Origin of the sequence: Leeuwenhoekiella aestuarii (assembly GCF_004104055.1) — a bacterium.
Taxonomy (GTDB): domain Bacteria; phylum Bacteroidota; class Bacteroidia; order Flavobacteriales; family Flavobacteriaceae; genus Leeuwenhoekiella; species Leeuwenhoekiella aestuarii.
Window position 1 is genome coordinate 660,908 of sequence record NZ_QOVJ01000002.1, and the last position, 13,515, is coordinate 674,422.

General features: G+C 35.6%; 14 protein-coding genes. 2 read left to right on the plus strand and 12 right to left on the minus strand.

What is annotated here, in order from left to right:
* Window positions 1–10: 10 nt before the first annotated feature.
* The 4 genes from hisB to hisG are packed head-to-tail and all read right to left on the minus strand — an operon-like array spanning window position 11 to window position 4,407.
* A complete protein-coding gene (gene hisB / locus DSM03_RS08850; RefSeq protein ID WP_128760800.1) occupies window positions 11–1,168 on the minus strand; it encodes a bifunctional histidinol-phosphatase/imidazoleglycerol-phosphate dehydratase HisB in 1,158 nt (385 codons plus the stop codon).
* A gap of 6 nt (window positions 1,169–1,174) precedes the next feature.
* Window positions 1,175–2,227: a histidinol-phosphate transaminase gene (gene hisC, locus DSM03_RS08855; RefSeq protein ID WP_128760799.1), complete on the minus strand. Its 1,053-nt coding sequence runs from the start codon at window positions 2,225–2,227 to the stop codon at window positions 1,175–1,177.
* A gap of 2 nt (window positions 2,228–2,229) precedes the next feature.
* Window positions 2,230–3,519 carry a histidinol dehydrogenase gene (gene hisD / locus DSM03_RS08860; RefSeq protein WP_128760798.1) on the minus strand — a complete coding sequence of 430 codons (1,290 nt, stop codon included), beginning with the start codon at window positions 3,517–3,519 and terminating at the stop codon, window positions 2,230–2,232.
* Window positions 3,520–3,546: 27 nt separating this feature from the next.
* Window positions 3,547–4,407 (minus strand): ATP phosphoribosyltransferase, encoded by an 861-nt coding sequence (gene hisG / locus DSM03_RS08865; protein ID WP_128760797.1) that lies wholly within the window; start codon window positions 4,405–4,407, stop codon window positions 3,547–3,549.
* 447 nt (window positions 4,408–4,854) lie between these two features.
* On the opposite strand from hisG, the gene DSM03_RS08870 reads away from it, so the two are divergent.
* Window positions 4,855–5,403 carry an OmpA family protein gene (locus DSM03_RS08870; protein WP_161567071.1) on the plus strand — a complete coding sequence of 183 codons (549 nt, stop codon included), beginning with the start codon at window positions 4,855–4,857 and terminating at the stop codon, window positions 5,401–5,403.
* On the plus strand, window positions 5,403–6,005 hold the full coding sequence (locus DSM03_RS08875) for a hypothetical protein (RefSeq protein WP_128760795.1): 603 nt from the start codon (window positions 5,403–5,405) through the stop codon (window positions 6,003–6,005). The genes DSM03_RS08870 and DSM03_RS08875 overlap by 1 nt, the downstream gene beginning before the upstream one ends.
* A gap of 67 nt (window positions 6,006–6,072) precedes the next feature.
* Here DSM03_RS08875 and DSM03_RS08880 read toward each other — a convergent pair whose 3' ends face one another.
* The 8 genes from DSM03_RS08880 to lpxA form a co-directional block, all read right to left on the minus strand.
* The gene (locus DSM03_RS08880) at window positions 6,073–6,888 is read right to left on the minus strand and encodes a prohibitin family protein (protein ID WP_128760794.1); all 816 of its coding nucleotides are present in this window, start codon (window positions 6,886–6,888) and stop codon (window positions 6,073–6,075) included.
* 17 nt (window positions 6,889–6,905) lie between these two features.
* A complete protein-coding gene (locus DSM03_RS08885; protein WP_128760793.1) occupies window positions 6,906–8,945 on the minus strand; it encodes a VWA domain-containing protein in 2,040 nt (679 codons plus the stop codon).
* 23 nt (window positions 8,946–8,968) lie between these two features.
* A complete protein-coding gene (gene fabG / locus DSM03_RS08890) occupies window positions 8,969–9,715 on the minus strand; it encodes a 3-oxoacyl-[acyl-carrier-protein] reductase (RefSeq protein WP_128760792.1) in 747 nt (248 codons plus the stop codon).
* A gap of 122 nt (window positions 9,716–9,837) precedes the next feature.
* Complete coding sequence (gene sucD / locus DSM03_RS08895; protein WP_128760791.1) at window positions 9,838–10,710, minus strand: succinate--CoA ligase subunit alpha; 873 nt, start codon at window positions 10,708–10,710, stop codon at window positions 9,838–9,840.
* 59 nt (window positions 10,711–10,769) lie between these two features.
* Window positions 10,770–11,183, minus strand: a complete 414-nt coding sequence (locus tag DSM03_RS08900) for a nuclear transport factor 2 family protein (protein WP_128760790.1) — start codon at window positions 11,181–11,183, stop codon at window positions 10,770–10,772.
* Between the two features lies 1 nt (window position 11,184).
* Window positions 11,185–12,117, minus strand: a complete 933-nt coding sequence (locus DSM03_RS08905; RefSeq protein ID WP_128760789.1) for a UDP-3-O-(3-hydroxymyristoyl)glucosamine N-acyltransferase — start codon at window positions 12,115–12,117, stop codon at window positions 11,185–11,187.
* 3 nt (window positions 12,118–12,120) lie between these two features.
* Window positions 12,121–12,687, minus strand: a complete 567-nt coding sequence (gene efp / locus DSM03_RS08910; protein ID WP_073098209.1) for an elongation factor P — start codon at window positions 12,685–12,687, stop codon at window positions 12,121–12,123.
* Between the two features lie 42 nt (window positions 12,688–12,729).
* Window positions 12,730–13,515: an acyl-ACP--UDP-N-acetylglucosamine O-acyltransferase gene (lpxA, locus tag DSM03_RS08915; RefSeq protein WP_128760788.1), complete on the minus strand. Its 786-nt coding sequence runs from the start codon at window positions 13,513–13,515 to the stop codon at window positions 12,730–12,732.

The window sequence follows — 13,515 nt, forward strand, 5'->3', positions numbered from 1 at the left end:
TTTTTAAACTTTAGAGCATTCCTTTTGTACTAGGCAAAACCATTTTATCAGGATCCCGTTTTACGGCTACTTTTATCGCTTTTGCAAAAGCTTTAAAAATGGCTTCAATTTTATGATGCTCATTGGTTCCTTCAGCTTTTACATTAAGATTCGCTCTGGCTCCATCGGTGAAAGATTTAAAAAAATGATAGAACATTTCTGTTGGCATTTCTCCTATTTTCTCGCGTTTAAAATCTGCTTCCCAAACCAACCAGTTTCTGCCACCAAAATCAATTGCTACCTGTGCCAGACAGTCATCCATAGGCAGGCAAAATCCATAACGCTCTATACCAAGTTTATTTCCCAAAGCTTTGGCAAAGACTTCTCCCAGAGCAATTGCAGTATCTTCAATCGTATGGTGCTCATCAACTTCCAGATCGCCATCTACGCGAATCTTTAAATCCATAGAACCGTGGCGGGCCAACTGATCTAACATATGATCAAAAAAGGCTAAACCGGTTTTGATATCACTTTTTCCGGTTCCGTCCAAGTTGAGTTCTATTTCAATATCGGTTTCATTTGTTTTTCTTGAAATGGAAGCGGTACGCTCTTTTAACTTTAAAAACTCATAGATCTCTTTCCAATCATTAGTTTCAAGAGCAATATAACTTTCTAATTCTTCACGCTTTGTAGTGATTTCATCAGAACCTAAATCAGTATGATCGTTTATAAAAATTCCTTTAGCACCTAAATTTTTTGCTAGTTCGATATCTGTAATACGATCTCCAAAAACAAAGCTGTTTTCTAAATCATATTCATCAGAGAAAAATTCGGTAAGCATACCAGTTCCTGGCTTACGCGTATTTGCATTTTCTTCAGGAAAAGTTTTGTCTATGAAAACATCGTCAAAAATCACACCTTCATTTTCGAAGGATTTTAAAATGAAATTATGCACAGGCCAAAAGGTATCTTCAGGGAAAATATCAGTTCCTAAACCATCTTGATTGGTAATCATCACTAGTTTATAATCGAGCTCTTTTGCGATTTTACTTAAATATCTAAAAACTTTTGGGTAAAAGGTTACTTTTTCAAAAGCATCGACCTGATAGCCGGGTGGTTCTTGTATAATCGTTCCGTCGCGATCTATAAACAGGACTTTTTGTTTTTTGGTGGTAGTTTCGGTAGTCATATTTTATTAAGCTAGTTCTTTTAGTGCAGCAATTAGTTTCTCGTTTTCGGCAGGAGTTCCCACGGTGAACCGCAGCGTATTTTCACATAATGCCTGTGTGCTTCTGTTGCGTACTACAATTCCTTTTTTGATTAATTGATCGTATCGTTTATCAGCATCATCTACTCTGGCCAAAATAAAATTAGCCTCTGTAGGGAATATTTTATCAACAAAATTTACTTGAAGTAACACTTTAGATAAGACTTCTCTTTCGGTTAAAATTGAGCTTATTTCCTTTTGAATACTATCTGCATCCAAGATGCGTTCTAAGGCTTTTTTCTGAGTGAGTTCATTTACATTGTACGGAGGTTTAATTTTGTTGAGTACCGCTATAATCGCTGCGGAAGCATAACAAATTCCTAACCGTATTCCGGCTAAACCATAAGCTTTTGAAAGGGTTTGAATAATTACCAAATTTGGATAATTATGAAGTTTTGTTGACCAACTTTCACCTTTCATAAAATCAACATAAGCTTCATCAACAACGACTATTCCTTTAAACGATTCTAACAATTCGCTAATCTTTTCTGCTTCAAAACTATTTGCAGTAGGATTGTTGGGAGAACATAGAAAGATCATTTTAGTCTGGTGATCTACCTGCTCTAAAACTTGCGCTACATTCGGCTGAAAGTGTTCAGTAAGCAATACTTCACGATTTGCAATATCATTAGTAGCTGCGAGTACACTATACATACCGTATGTAGGTGGCAGTGTAATTACATTGTCTTTTTTAGGTTCGCAAAAGGCTCTAAACAATAAATCTAAAACTTCGTCGCTCCCATTTCCTAAAAGAATCTGATCTGTAGGAACCCGCTTTGCAGTTGATAAATGCTGCTTTAAAGTTATTTGTTGCGGATCTGGATATCGGTTTACCCCATTATTATATGGATTCTCATTAGCATCCAGAAAAATCATATCCTCATTAAAATCTTTAAACTCATCACGAGCTGAAGAATACGGCTTGAGTTTTGAAACATTTTCACGCACCAGCCTTTCTAAATTAAATGTTGAAGTACTCATAATTAGTTTTTAGCTAATTTATTTAAACGTAATGTAACCGCATTTTTGTGAGCCTGTAAGCCTTCTGCTTCAGCCATTAATTCAATTGCGTTACCTATATTTTTTATACCTTCAGGAGACAATTCCTGAAAGGTCATACTCTTCGTAAAGCTATCTAGATTTACACCACTGTACTGTTTTGCATAACCATTTGTTGGTAATGTATGATTAGTTCCTGAAGCATAATCTCCGGCACTTTCCGGCGTATAATTGCCTATAAAAACCGACCCTGCGTTAGCGATATTATCTACATAAAATGCATTATCATTGGTCGCAACAATAAAATGTTCCGGACCGTATTCATCTATCAATTCAAGAGCTGTTTTATGATCTTTTACATAAATGAGCTTACTATTTGCAATAGCTTTTTCAGCAATAGATTTACGGGGGAGTTGAACCAATTGAGTATTGATTTCATCTTCCACAGAAACAATCAATCCTTTTGAAGTTGAGACCAAAATCACTTGACTGTCAACACCGTGCTCAGCCTGGCTCAATAAGTCTGAAGCTACAAAAGAAGCATCTGCAGTATCATCTGCAACTATCAGTAATTCTGAGGGACCAGCCGGCATATCTATACTCACATTGTATTTTGTCGCCATTTGCTTTGCAACAGTCACAAACTGATTACCGGGACCAAAAATTTTATACACTTTAGAAATACTTTCAGTACCAAAGGTCATTGCTCCTATGGCTTGAATACCCCCTACTTTGTAAATTTTATCAATACCACAAAGTTGAGCTGTAAATAAAATCGCCGGGTTGATGTTACCGTTCTTGTCTGGTGGAGTACACAAAACAACTTCTTTACATCCTGCAATTTTAGCAGGAATCGCGAGCATCAATATTGTCGAAAAAAGTGGCGCTGTACCACCGGGAATATAAAGTCCAACCTTTTGAATGGGTCGTTTCTCTTGCCAGCAAATAACGCCCGGAGCAGTTTCAACACTTACAGGAGTTGTTTTTTGTGCTTGGTGAAATACTTCTATATTCTTTTTAGCAAGTTCTATTGCTTCTTTTAAATCTTGTGAAAGCTCATTTACCGAAGTATTTATTTCATCTTGCTGTACTTCAAGATTATTTATCAAAATTCCATCAAACTTCTCTGTATACTGCTTAACAGCAGAGTCACCATAAGATTTAATATTGTCAAAAATCTCAAGAACCGTACTTTCAATCTGATCGTAAGTCTGCGTTGGGCGTTTAAGAATTTCTGCCCAGGTAGAACGATCTGGATTTTCTATTTTATTCATAGCTTTTATCTTTTCGCATTTGCGAAATTACAATACCATTTTTTCGATATCACTAACTAGAATTCCCTGAGCTCCAGAATCTTTTAATTTGTCTATAACCTCCCAGAATTCATTTTTATCAATTACTGAATGTACACTGCTCCATCCTTCTTCTGCAAGCGGAAGAACTGTAGGGCTTTTCATCCCGGGAAGCATTTTTATGATTTCATCTAAACGATCATTAGGTGCATTAAGCAATACATATTTATAATCGCGACCTTTTAGAACAGATTGTATTCTGAAAAGTAGTTTATCTAAGATTTCTTGACGCTCTGTGTCTATTTTAGACGAAACAGCAAGCACAGCCTCAGACTTGAGCATTACTTCAACCTCTTTAAGCCCGTTTTTAAATAACGTGCTCCCGCTTGAAACAATATCACAAATAGCATCGGCAAGACCAATATTGGGTGCAATCTCTACAGACCCGTTAATTATATGCAAATCAGCTTTTACATTAAATTGAGAAAGGTACCCTAAAACAGTATTAGGATAAGACGTTGCAATCTTTTTACCCTCAAAGTCCTTTACAGAATCATATTTGGTTCCTTTAGGAACAGCTAGTGAAACACGACATTTTGAAAAACCCAACTTTTGAGCAATGGCTATGTCGTCTCCTTTTTCTATCAAAACGTTTTCTCCAATTATAGCGATATCTACAACCCCATCTCTCAAATACTGAGGTATATCACCATTACGCAAATAAAACACCTCTAATGGAAAATTTGCAGCACTGGCCTTGAGTTGATCGCGCCCGTTATCTATAGATACTCCGCAATCTTTTAAAATTTGCAGAGAGTCTTCATTAAGTCTGCCTGATTTTTGAATAGCAATTCTAATTTTTTTTGTCATCTTACATTGGTTTGTTAGCTTGAGCCACCCTAAACAGAAAACCCGTTTGAATGACTCAAACGGGTTATTGTTATTTTTATACATGAATTACAAATACAACATCTTTACCTCGCTTGAGTGCGTGAATAAAAATGATGATGATGTAATGCTGTTCCTTTCATAAATAGGAGACGAATTTAAAAAAAAAATACGATTAACTTGCATTATATCGAATAGATTTAACCAACTGATGATCATTTTATCACAATGTGTTATTTTTGAGGAAATTCAGAAATAATGAGAAATTTCTTAATAGCCTTCTCCGTATTCCTATGCTGGTGCGTAATAGGGCTGTATTTTCTGAATTCTAGCGGCTCTACAACTAGAAATAGTCTTTTTATAAAGTATAAGCCAATTGAAAATAATATTCAAAAATTAGTGCTTGATTCCTTAACTACCTCGCAATCTTTGGATAACCTTGAAGGTAGCAATTCTGAAATTACAACTAAGAATACGTATACAGATAGCAGCCTTAATAGTTCTGGAACCAATGACAAGCTTATAGAAGAGCTACAGAGCAGACTGGAGCGAACCAAACACGCTATGGAGGATGACCAAGAACGCCTTAGATTAGCTAAATTAAAGCAAGTAGAAGTACACTCTAAATCTGTGGTTAGAAATGTTGACATAACATTTAGACCTGTATTTAAAATGGCACGATTAGTAAGAGACCAAAATGCGGCAGAATTTTTAGCTGAAGTAAAACGTAAATTAAGAATAAAACCGCAAGCCAGAATTGACATTATAGGATATACTGATCATATTGGCGATGATAGAGATAATTATGAACTCGCTCTTGATCAGGCTGAAAAGATTAGGTTATTTCTAATAAAAAGCCTTAATTTACCTGAAAATCAGGTTTTTGCATATTCTAAAGGAGAAGATGATCCACTTTACACCAGAGATATGGAAGATAAAATTAAGTTGAATAATAGATACGAATTGATATTTAATTAATGGTTAGTCTGATATACATACAAGCCAATGACAATATCTCAATACCCTTCATCTTTATAGAAGTTGGGATATTAATGCTTGTATCGTTTCTTATTGGGTACTTTTTTGCATTGTATTATCAAAAGGGGAAATACCTGAAAAAAATAAGCGCTTTACGTCAGAAATTATCTTCAAAGTCTGCTGATGATGTTGATTTGGATTTTAATGAAGATGATCTTGAAGAGGTAGAAGAAAGTAATATTGCAGCTAAAAATCAAAAAAATATCAAAGACCTTAAAGTTTATGATACTCCCGAGGCAAATACCGGAGAACTTGATTTTTCAAGAATAGGTTATGCAGATAGTGAAGATGCAGATGATTTACAAAAAATTATAGGTATTGGCCCCTATACGGAAGAGAAACTCAATACTATTGGGATCTTCACATTTGATCAGATAAGCAAATTCAATTCTCATGATATTGAAATCGTCACAGAACTCATTCAGTTCTTTCCTGATCGTATTGTAAATGACAACTGGGTTTCTAAAGCTAAAATGTTAGAACAATCTAAACAACGTATGAAACTTAGAAAAGATCGTTCGGTACGAATGAAAAAAGCATAAAAAAAAACGAATCTTAACGATTCGCTTTTTTTATGAAATTTATTAGGTCCTGTTTCTGATTCATTTTCTAATTGTTCCCTAATATAATAGGTAATCCACCTTCTCCAGATCCTATTACAATCACCTTAGAATTTGGAGATTCAGATAATTTTAAAGTCGCTTCAATACCCTTATCTTTTAAGATTTGATCATTAAGAGATTGACTTAAAATACGGTTTGCATCAGATTTACCTTGAGCTTCTATCACCTGGCGTTCTGCTTCTTTTTGAGCAGATATCAATCTGAATTCGTACTCCAACGATTCTTGTTCTTGTTTCAGCTTACGCTCTATAGCTTCTTTTATAGTCGCCGGTAAGGTCACATCACGCACTAGAACTTCATCTAATTCAATGTATTGATCTTTGATTATTTTTCGGGTTTCATCAAAAATTTCTGCCTGAATGGCATCTCTTTTAGAAGAGTATAATTGCTCTGGAGTATAACGCCCAACAACAGATCTTGCAGCAGATCTAATAGTTGGTAGTAAAATTCTATTTAGGTAATCCTCACCTATTTCCTGATGCAGTTTACCTAGATTTAATGCTTGGGGTTTGTACCACACAGAAGCCTCGAGTTTAATATCAAGACCGTTAGAAGACAAAACATTCATGATTTCCTTAAGTTCCTGTCTTCTTACTTCATAAATGAAGACTTTATTCCAAGGAGCAACAATATGAAAACCTTCGCCTAATGGGGGTTCGTCTGTAACAACTCCCCCATCAAAAGGTTTATAAAGCACCCCGGCTTCACCAGAATCTATAGTAACTGCAGATTTTGCAATAATCACTATTAAAATTATTATACCAAGAATAACGGGTATTCCTATTTTAGGTAACCTTTCCATAAAAATGTAATTTTTGTTTATATAAGTCCGTTGTATTTTCTAATGAACCATTCTGCGGTCAGACAAGCGACAATAAGTGCTAATAACCAAACGAAGTTGATTAAAGGTACGTTTTTTTTAACAGCTCGCTCAACCGGTATAAACTGGTCACTGTTTAGTAATTTGTCAACAAGGTTATTGTAATTTTCAAGTGTGTATATGCTTCCGCCACTTTCCTGAGCTAATGTTTTCATTTTCTGAAAATTTGCATTTAGACTCTGTCGCTCTAAATCAAAAGGAATTATTGTAAAACTACCATCAGAACTTACATTTTGATCGGTTTCAGTTATACGGAACGTGTAGTCACCGGGTTCTAAATTAGCTAATTCTACCTCGTATGCAGATCCCTTAAAAACCAGGGGTGATTGATAGGTTTCTTCTGAATTTTCATTTCTCAATTCAATCTGAAGCGATGCGCCGGGATCAAACACATAATTCTTATCAAAGTATTGAGCCTGAATATTTATAAAGTTTCCTTTATAATACAATTGCTCATAACTAATTTCTAATCTTTTTTTACGCTGATTAGAAGCGGCATATTGAATCAACTTATCTAAGAAGTTATCAAAATTGTCAAAGCTCTGGTTGTCTATAAAACTTTGACTACGCCATTGAAAAATACCTGTACCCAGTAAAAAAACCTCTCTCCTTCCTGAACGTTCTGTAACTGCCAGTAAGGGATTTTGTGTAGTAACACCATTTATTCGTTGATAAAACAAAACATCAGAATCACCCATAAATAGAGCTTTTCCAAAAATACTGGCCAAAGGTGGATAATTGTTGAATGAAAGTTCTTCTAATTGAAACGCAACAAAAGATTCGTTTTTATCTGGCTGAACCAATTCAGACTCATTATTCTTCGGAAAAACCCCTGTCTGCTGAATACTGTTTAAAAAACTCAGATCTGTTTGAGTACCAATAATAGTAAAGCGGTTTTTATTCTCCTTATTTAGCTCCTTATAAACCGAAGAAAAAGATTGTTTGGGCTCAAATAAAATAACAAGGTCGTAATCGTTAAACTCGCTTAAATTGACTTCAGAAATCTCTTTTAAAGTAACTGCTCTTAGTTGATTGCTTTCTATACTTTTCTTAAGTGTTCCCAAATCAGGATGCAAAACACTATAAACAATTAAAACGTTAGACCTCTGATCTATTACTTCTACTGCAAAATTCTTTATATTGTTTTCTAAATTCTTTTCATTATCTAATCCACTTACGGTTACCTGATACCGCTGTACTCCTATCGAAGAAGCGTTCAAATAAAAATTGGTCCGTTGGGAACTATTTTCCGGATTAAAAGTCTGTTTTTCTTTATGTATTATTCTTCCGTTTTGAGAAACAGAAACTGTCGCATTCACATCAAATTTACCCGTATACGATGTGATCAATTCAACAGGAAATTCATTATTGAGATACGCGTACTTGTTAGTATTAATACGGTCTAAACTTAAATCTTCATAAACCAAAGTATCACCTATTGCTAAGAAATAAAATGGATTGCTGTTGTTCTCCTGTGCTGTGTATCGGTAATCAGCTCCTAAATTTGAATTTCCATCAGTAACAATAACAGGAGTAAAATCAACTCCTTTATAAATCTGATTTAGATCTTTTAGACTCTTCGCAATATCAGTCTGACCTTCACTAAAGTTGAGCGTTGTTAATGCCTGAAGATCTTTACCAAAGCTGTAATAATCAATATCAAAGCGATTGTTTAACTCTTCATTTTCATAGAAAGAATCGAAAACCGATTGAATTTGGAGAGTGTCTCCCAGATATTCTATCGATCTGGAATTGTCGATAGCCAAACTCAGTTTTGGCTTTATAGTACTATATGTGACTTGCTTAAAGCTGGGATTTATAAGTAAAATCAGTACCAAAAATAAGGTCAAAAACCGAAGCGTACTTAATATAAACTGTACTTGTTTTGATCGTTGTGGCTTGTAGAAGTAAAAAAAAATGGCAGCACCTAATGCTATAATCCCACTAAGGATGATGTATAGAATTGTAGATGCTGCCATAGATTGTGTCGTGTCGTGAAGATTTAGGTTAGCATACCGCCATCTACCTGAAGTACCTGACCCGTAACGTATGCACTCATATCACTTCCTAAGAACACACAAGCATTTGCAATATCTTCGGGAGTTCCTCCTCGTTTTAATGGGATAGCATCTCTCCACCCTGCGACTGTTTTTTCGTCTAATTTAGCAGTCATTTCAGTTTCTATAAAACCGGGAGCAACTACATTGGTTCTTATGTTACGAGAACCTAACTCTAAAGCCATAGATTTTGAAAAACCTATAATGCCTGCTTTTGAAGCCGCATAATTTGCCTGTCCGGCATTACCTTTAACACCCACAACAGAGCTCATATTGATGATGCTTCCGTAGCGTTGTTTCAACATAGTTCGTTGTACTGCTTTAGTCATATTGAAAATCGACTTTAGGTTTACTTCAATAACTTTATCGAAATCCTCCTCACTCATACGCATCAATAAATTGTCTTTTGTAATTCCGGCATTGTTTACCAAAACATCAATAGAATCAAAATCCTCTGAGATTTGTTTGATAAGTTCCTGGCATTCTTCAAAAGAAGCAGCGTTAGATTTATAGGCTTTTGCTTTAACTCCTAAAGAAGTCAATTCTTTTTCTAATTCTTCTGCGGGTCCTGGAGAAGAACTGTATGTAAAGGCAACATTAGCGCCATTTTCTGCAAAAACTTTGGCAATGCCATTACCTATTCCGCGGCTGGCACCAGTTATAATTGTATTCTTTCCTTCTAAAAGTTTCATTCTAATTGAGTATCAAATATTAGTTAGTTTGAACAGCGGTAAATATAGCAAACTTGAACTGTTTGCTCATAAAAAAACCGACACATTAGGTGTGTCGGTTTTAAAAAAGGAATGGTAAAAGATTAGCTTAAAAGTTCAGCTACTTTCTTACCTATTTCTGCAGGAGAATCAACTACGTGAACTCCGTTTTCTCTTAATATTTTTTTCTTGTCTGCAGCAGATTCACCTTCGCCAGAAACAATTGCTCCTGCATGACCCATTGTTCTACCAGCCGGAGCGGTCTCCCCAGCGATAAAACCTATTACTGGTTTTTTAGTTCCGCTAGCTTTGATCCATTTTGCAGCATCAGCTTCTAACTGACCACCTATTTCACCAATCATTACTACAGCTTCAGTCTCAGGGTCGTTAATGAGTAATTCTACAGCTTCTTTAGTAGTAGTACCAATTATTGGATCTCCACCTATACCAATTGCTGTTGTAATTCCTAAACCTTGTTTTACAACCTGATCTGCAGCTTCGTAAGTAAGTGTTCCTGATTTAGAAACAATACCTACTTTACCTTTCTTAAAGACAAATCCTGGCATAATACCCACTTTTGCTTCTCCCGGAGTAATCACACCCGGACAGTTAGGACCTATGAGTCTGCAATCTTTATCTTTAATATAGTCAGCAGCTTTAATCATATCTGAAACAGGAATACCTTCAGTAATTGCTATAATCACTTTTATTCCTGCATTAGCAGCTTCCATAATCGCATCAGCAGCAAATGCAGGCGGAACAAAAATAATAGATACGTCTGCTCCAGTTTCTTTTACTGCTTCTTCAACAGTATTGAAAACAGGCTTGTCTAAATGGCTCTGACCTCCCTTACCAGGAGTTACACCACCCACTACATTTGTGCCGTATTCAATCATTTGACCCGCGTGAAAAGTACCTTCACTACCGGTAAAACCTTGTACAATTATTTTGGAATCTTTATTTACTAAAACGCTCATGAGTTGTTTGAATTTTGTGGTACAAAAGTAAATTTTTATAGATGAATGCTAAAGGATTTTTATGACTTTATACGGATGTGCGCATCATTATTCTGAGGATCTTCATCACTAGGCTGACTTATCTGATAGCCTCTATAAAGCAGACCATCTTTTAGTTCCCAGATTGCCATAAAATGGATGATCCCTACTTCTTCATCAGGATTTTCTACAGCCTTAATATAGTATGTAAGCCTTGCACTCACCTTGTCATCTTCAGCAATCAAGTGACTTATAGAAGATCTTAATGATATAAAAGATTTTCCCATTTCTGAAGACATATCAGCAATGTCACTGTATGTCATTTTTGAGAAACCCGTAGATGCATTCCAATATAGTTCTGCATCTTCATGTAAATATTGCTTTAGAACACTAGAATCATTAAAAAAATCTGATTCATACAAACCTCTTACAAGGTCTTTAGCTGATTTACTCATTTTATTTTTTTATTTGTTCTAAAATATAAGGAATTTGACGAATTGATGCCAGTTCCCTAAACTTCTTCTTGCTGTCTTCTGCCGGTGTACCCAAATACGATTTACCACCTTCTAAGCTTCTACCTACACCACTTTGCGCAAAAATTACCGCTTTTTCTTTAATTCTAATTCCACTGGCAATACCTACCTGACCCCAAATCACAACATCATCTTCAACGACAACACATCCTGCGATCCCAGACTGGGCTGCTATAAGTACCCGTTTTCCTATTTGGGTATCGTGACCTATATGAACTTGATTATCCAATTTAGAATCTTCACCAATTATCGTATCTCCAGAAACTCCTTTATCAATCGTACAAAGTGCTCCTATTTCTACAAAGTCGTGAATAACAACTCTTCCTCCAGAAATCAATTTATCAAAACCGGTATCACGCTTTTTATAATAAAAAGCATCTCCTCCTAAAACAGCTCCAGAATGTATGATAACACCATTTCCTATAACTGCATTATCATAAATAGTAACATTTGCATGAATTAAACAGTCTGTTCCTATTTTCACATTATTCCCAATGAAAGAGTTGGGCTGGATGATTGTCCCTGCTCCCATCTGAGCCGTTTCAGCAATTGAGGAAGTTGCTCTTACAAAAGGTTTAAAATAGCGAGTTAATTTATTAAAGTCTGAAAAGGGATCTTCTGAAATAAGTAAAGCTTTGCCTGCCGGGCAATCTACTTTTTTATTGATCAAAACAATTGTTGCTGCAGATTCTAAAGCTTTATCGTAGTATTTGGGATGATCTACAAAAACAATATCCCCGGGTTCAACGACGTGAATTTCATTAATTCCATAAACCGGAAATTCAGCATCCCCTACAAATTCAACATCAAGAATTGTAGCAATCTGAGCTAAGGTATGTTTTTGTGGAAATTTCAACTGTTATTCTTTAATACGCTCTTTGTAAGTACCCTTTTCTGTTTCAACCTTAATCTTATCTCCTTCATTTATAAATAAAGGTACAGAAACTTCTGCTCCTGTTTCTACAGTTGCAGGTTTTGTTGCATTAGTTGCAGTATTGCCTTTAACTCCGGGCTCTGTAGCAGTAACAGTAAGTATCACATGAGCAGGCATATCTACAGATAGCGGCAAACCATCTTCGGTATTAATCGCAATAGATACCACTTCACCTTCTTTTAAAAGTCCGGGCTGATCTAAGGCAGATTCTAAAAGACGTATCTGCGTATAATCATCTGTATTCATAAAGTGGTACCATTCACCGTCTTCATATAAAAACTGATATCCTTTAGTCTCTACACGTACTTCCTCAATTTTATGTCCGGCAGAAAAAGTGTTATCCAGCACTTTTCCGTTAGTAACACTCTTAAGTTTTGTTCGCACAAAAGCAGGTCCTTTACCAGGTTTAACGTGTAAGAATTCAATAATTTTATAAATATCGTGGTTGTAATGAATACACATTCCATTACGAATATCTGATGTATTTGCCATAATTAAATTTTAATTCTATGCTATTCCGCAAAGCGGAAAAAATTAATTTGTTGTAAAATAACCTTTCATAATACCACGCTGTGAGTTCTTGATAAACTGAAGAATTTCATCTCGCTCCGGAGTAGCTTCCATTTCAGCTTCTATAATATTTACAGCCTGCGTATTGTTATAATTTTTCTGGTAGAGAATTCTGTAAATATCCTGAATCTCTCTAATCTTTTCAGTAGTAAAACCTCTTCTTCTCAATCCAATTGAATTGATACCTACATAAGAAAGCGGTTCACGACCTGCTTTTACATAAGGAGGAACATCTTTACGTACTAATGAACCACCGGTAACAAATGCGTGGCTACCTATAGTACAAAACTGCTGAACTGCAGCCATACCTGCTAACACAACGTAATCACCAACAAGGATATGTCCCGCTAGCGTGCTGTTGTTTGAAAAGATACAGTGATCGCCTACAATACAATCGTGTGCAATATGGCTATAGGCCATAATCCAGCAGTTGTTACCTATTTGAGTTTTCATACGATCAGAAGTACCACGGTTTATCGTAACACATTCTCTAATTGTTGTGTTGTCTCCTATGATGGTAACAGTATCTTCATCGTCAAATTTCTTATCCTGCGGTACTGCAGATATAACTGCTCCCGGAAAAATACTTACATTTTTACCAATGCGAGCTCCTTCCATTATAGTTACGTTAGATCCTATCCAGCTGCCTTCGCCAATAACTACATTATTATTAATTGTAGTAAAAGGCTCTATCACTACATTTTTAGCGATTTTGGCACCAGGATGAACATATGCTAAAGGTTGATTCAT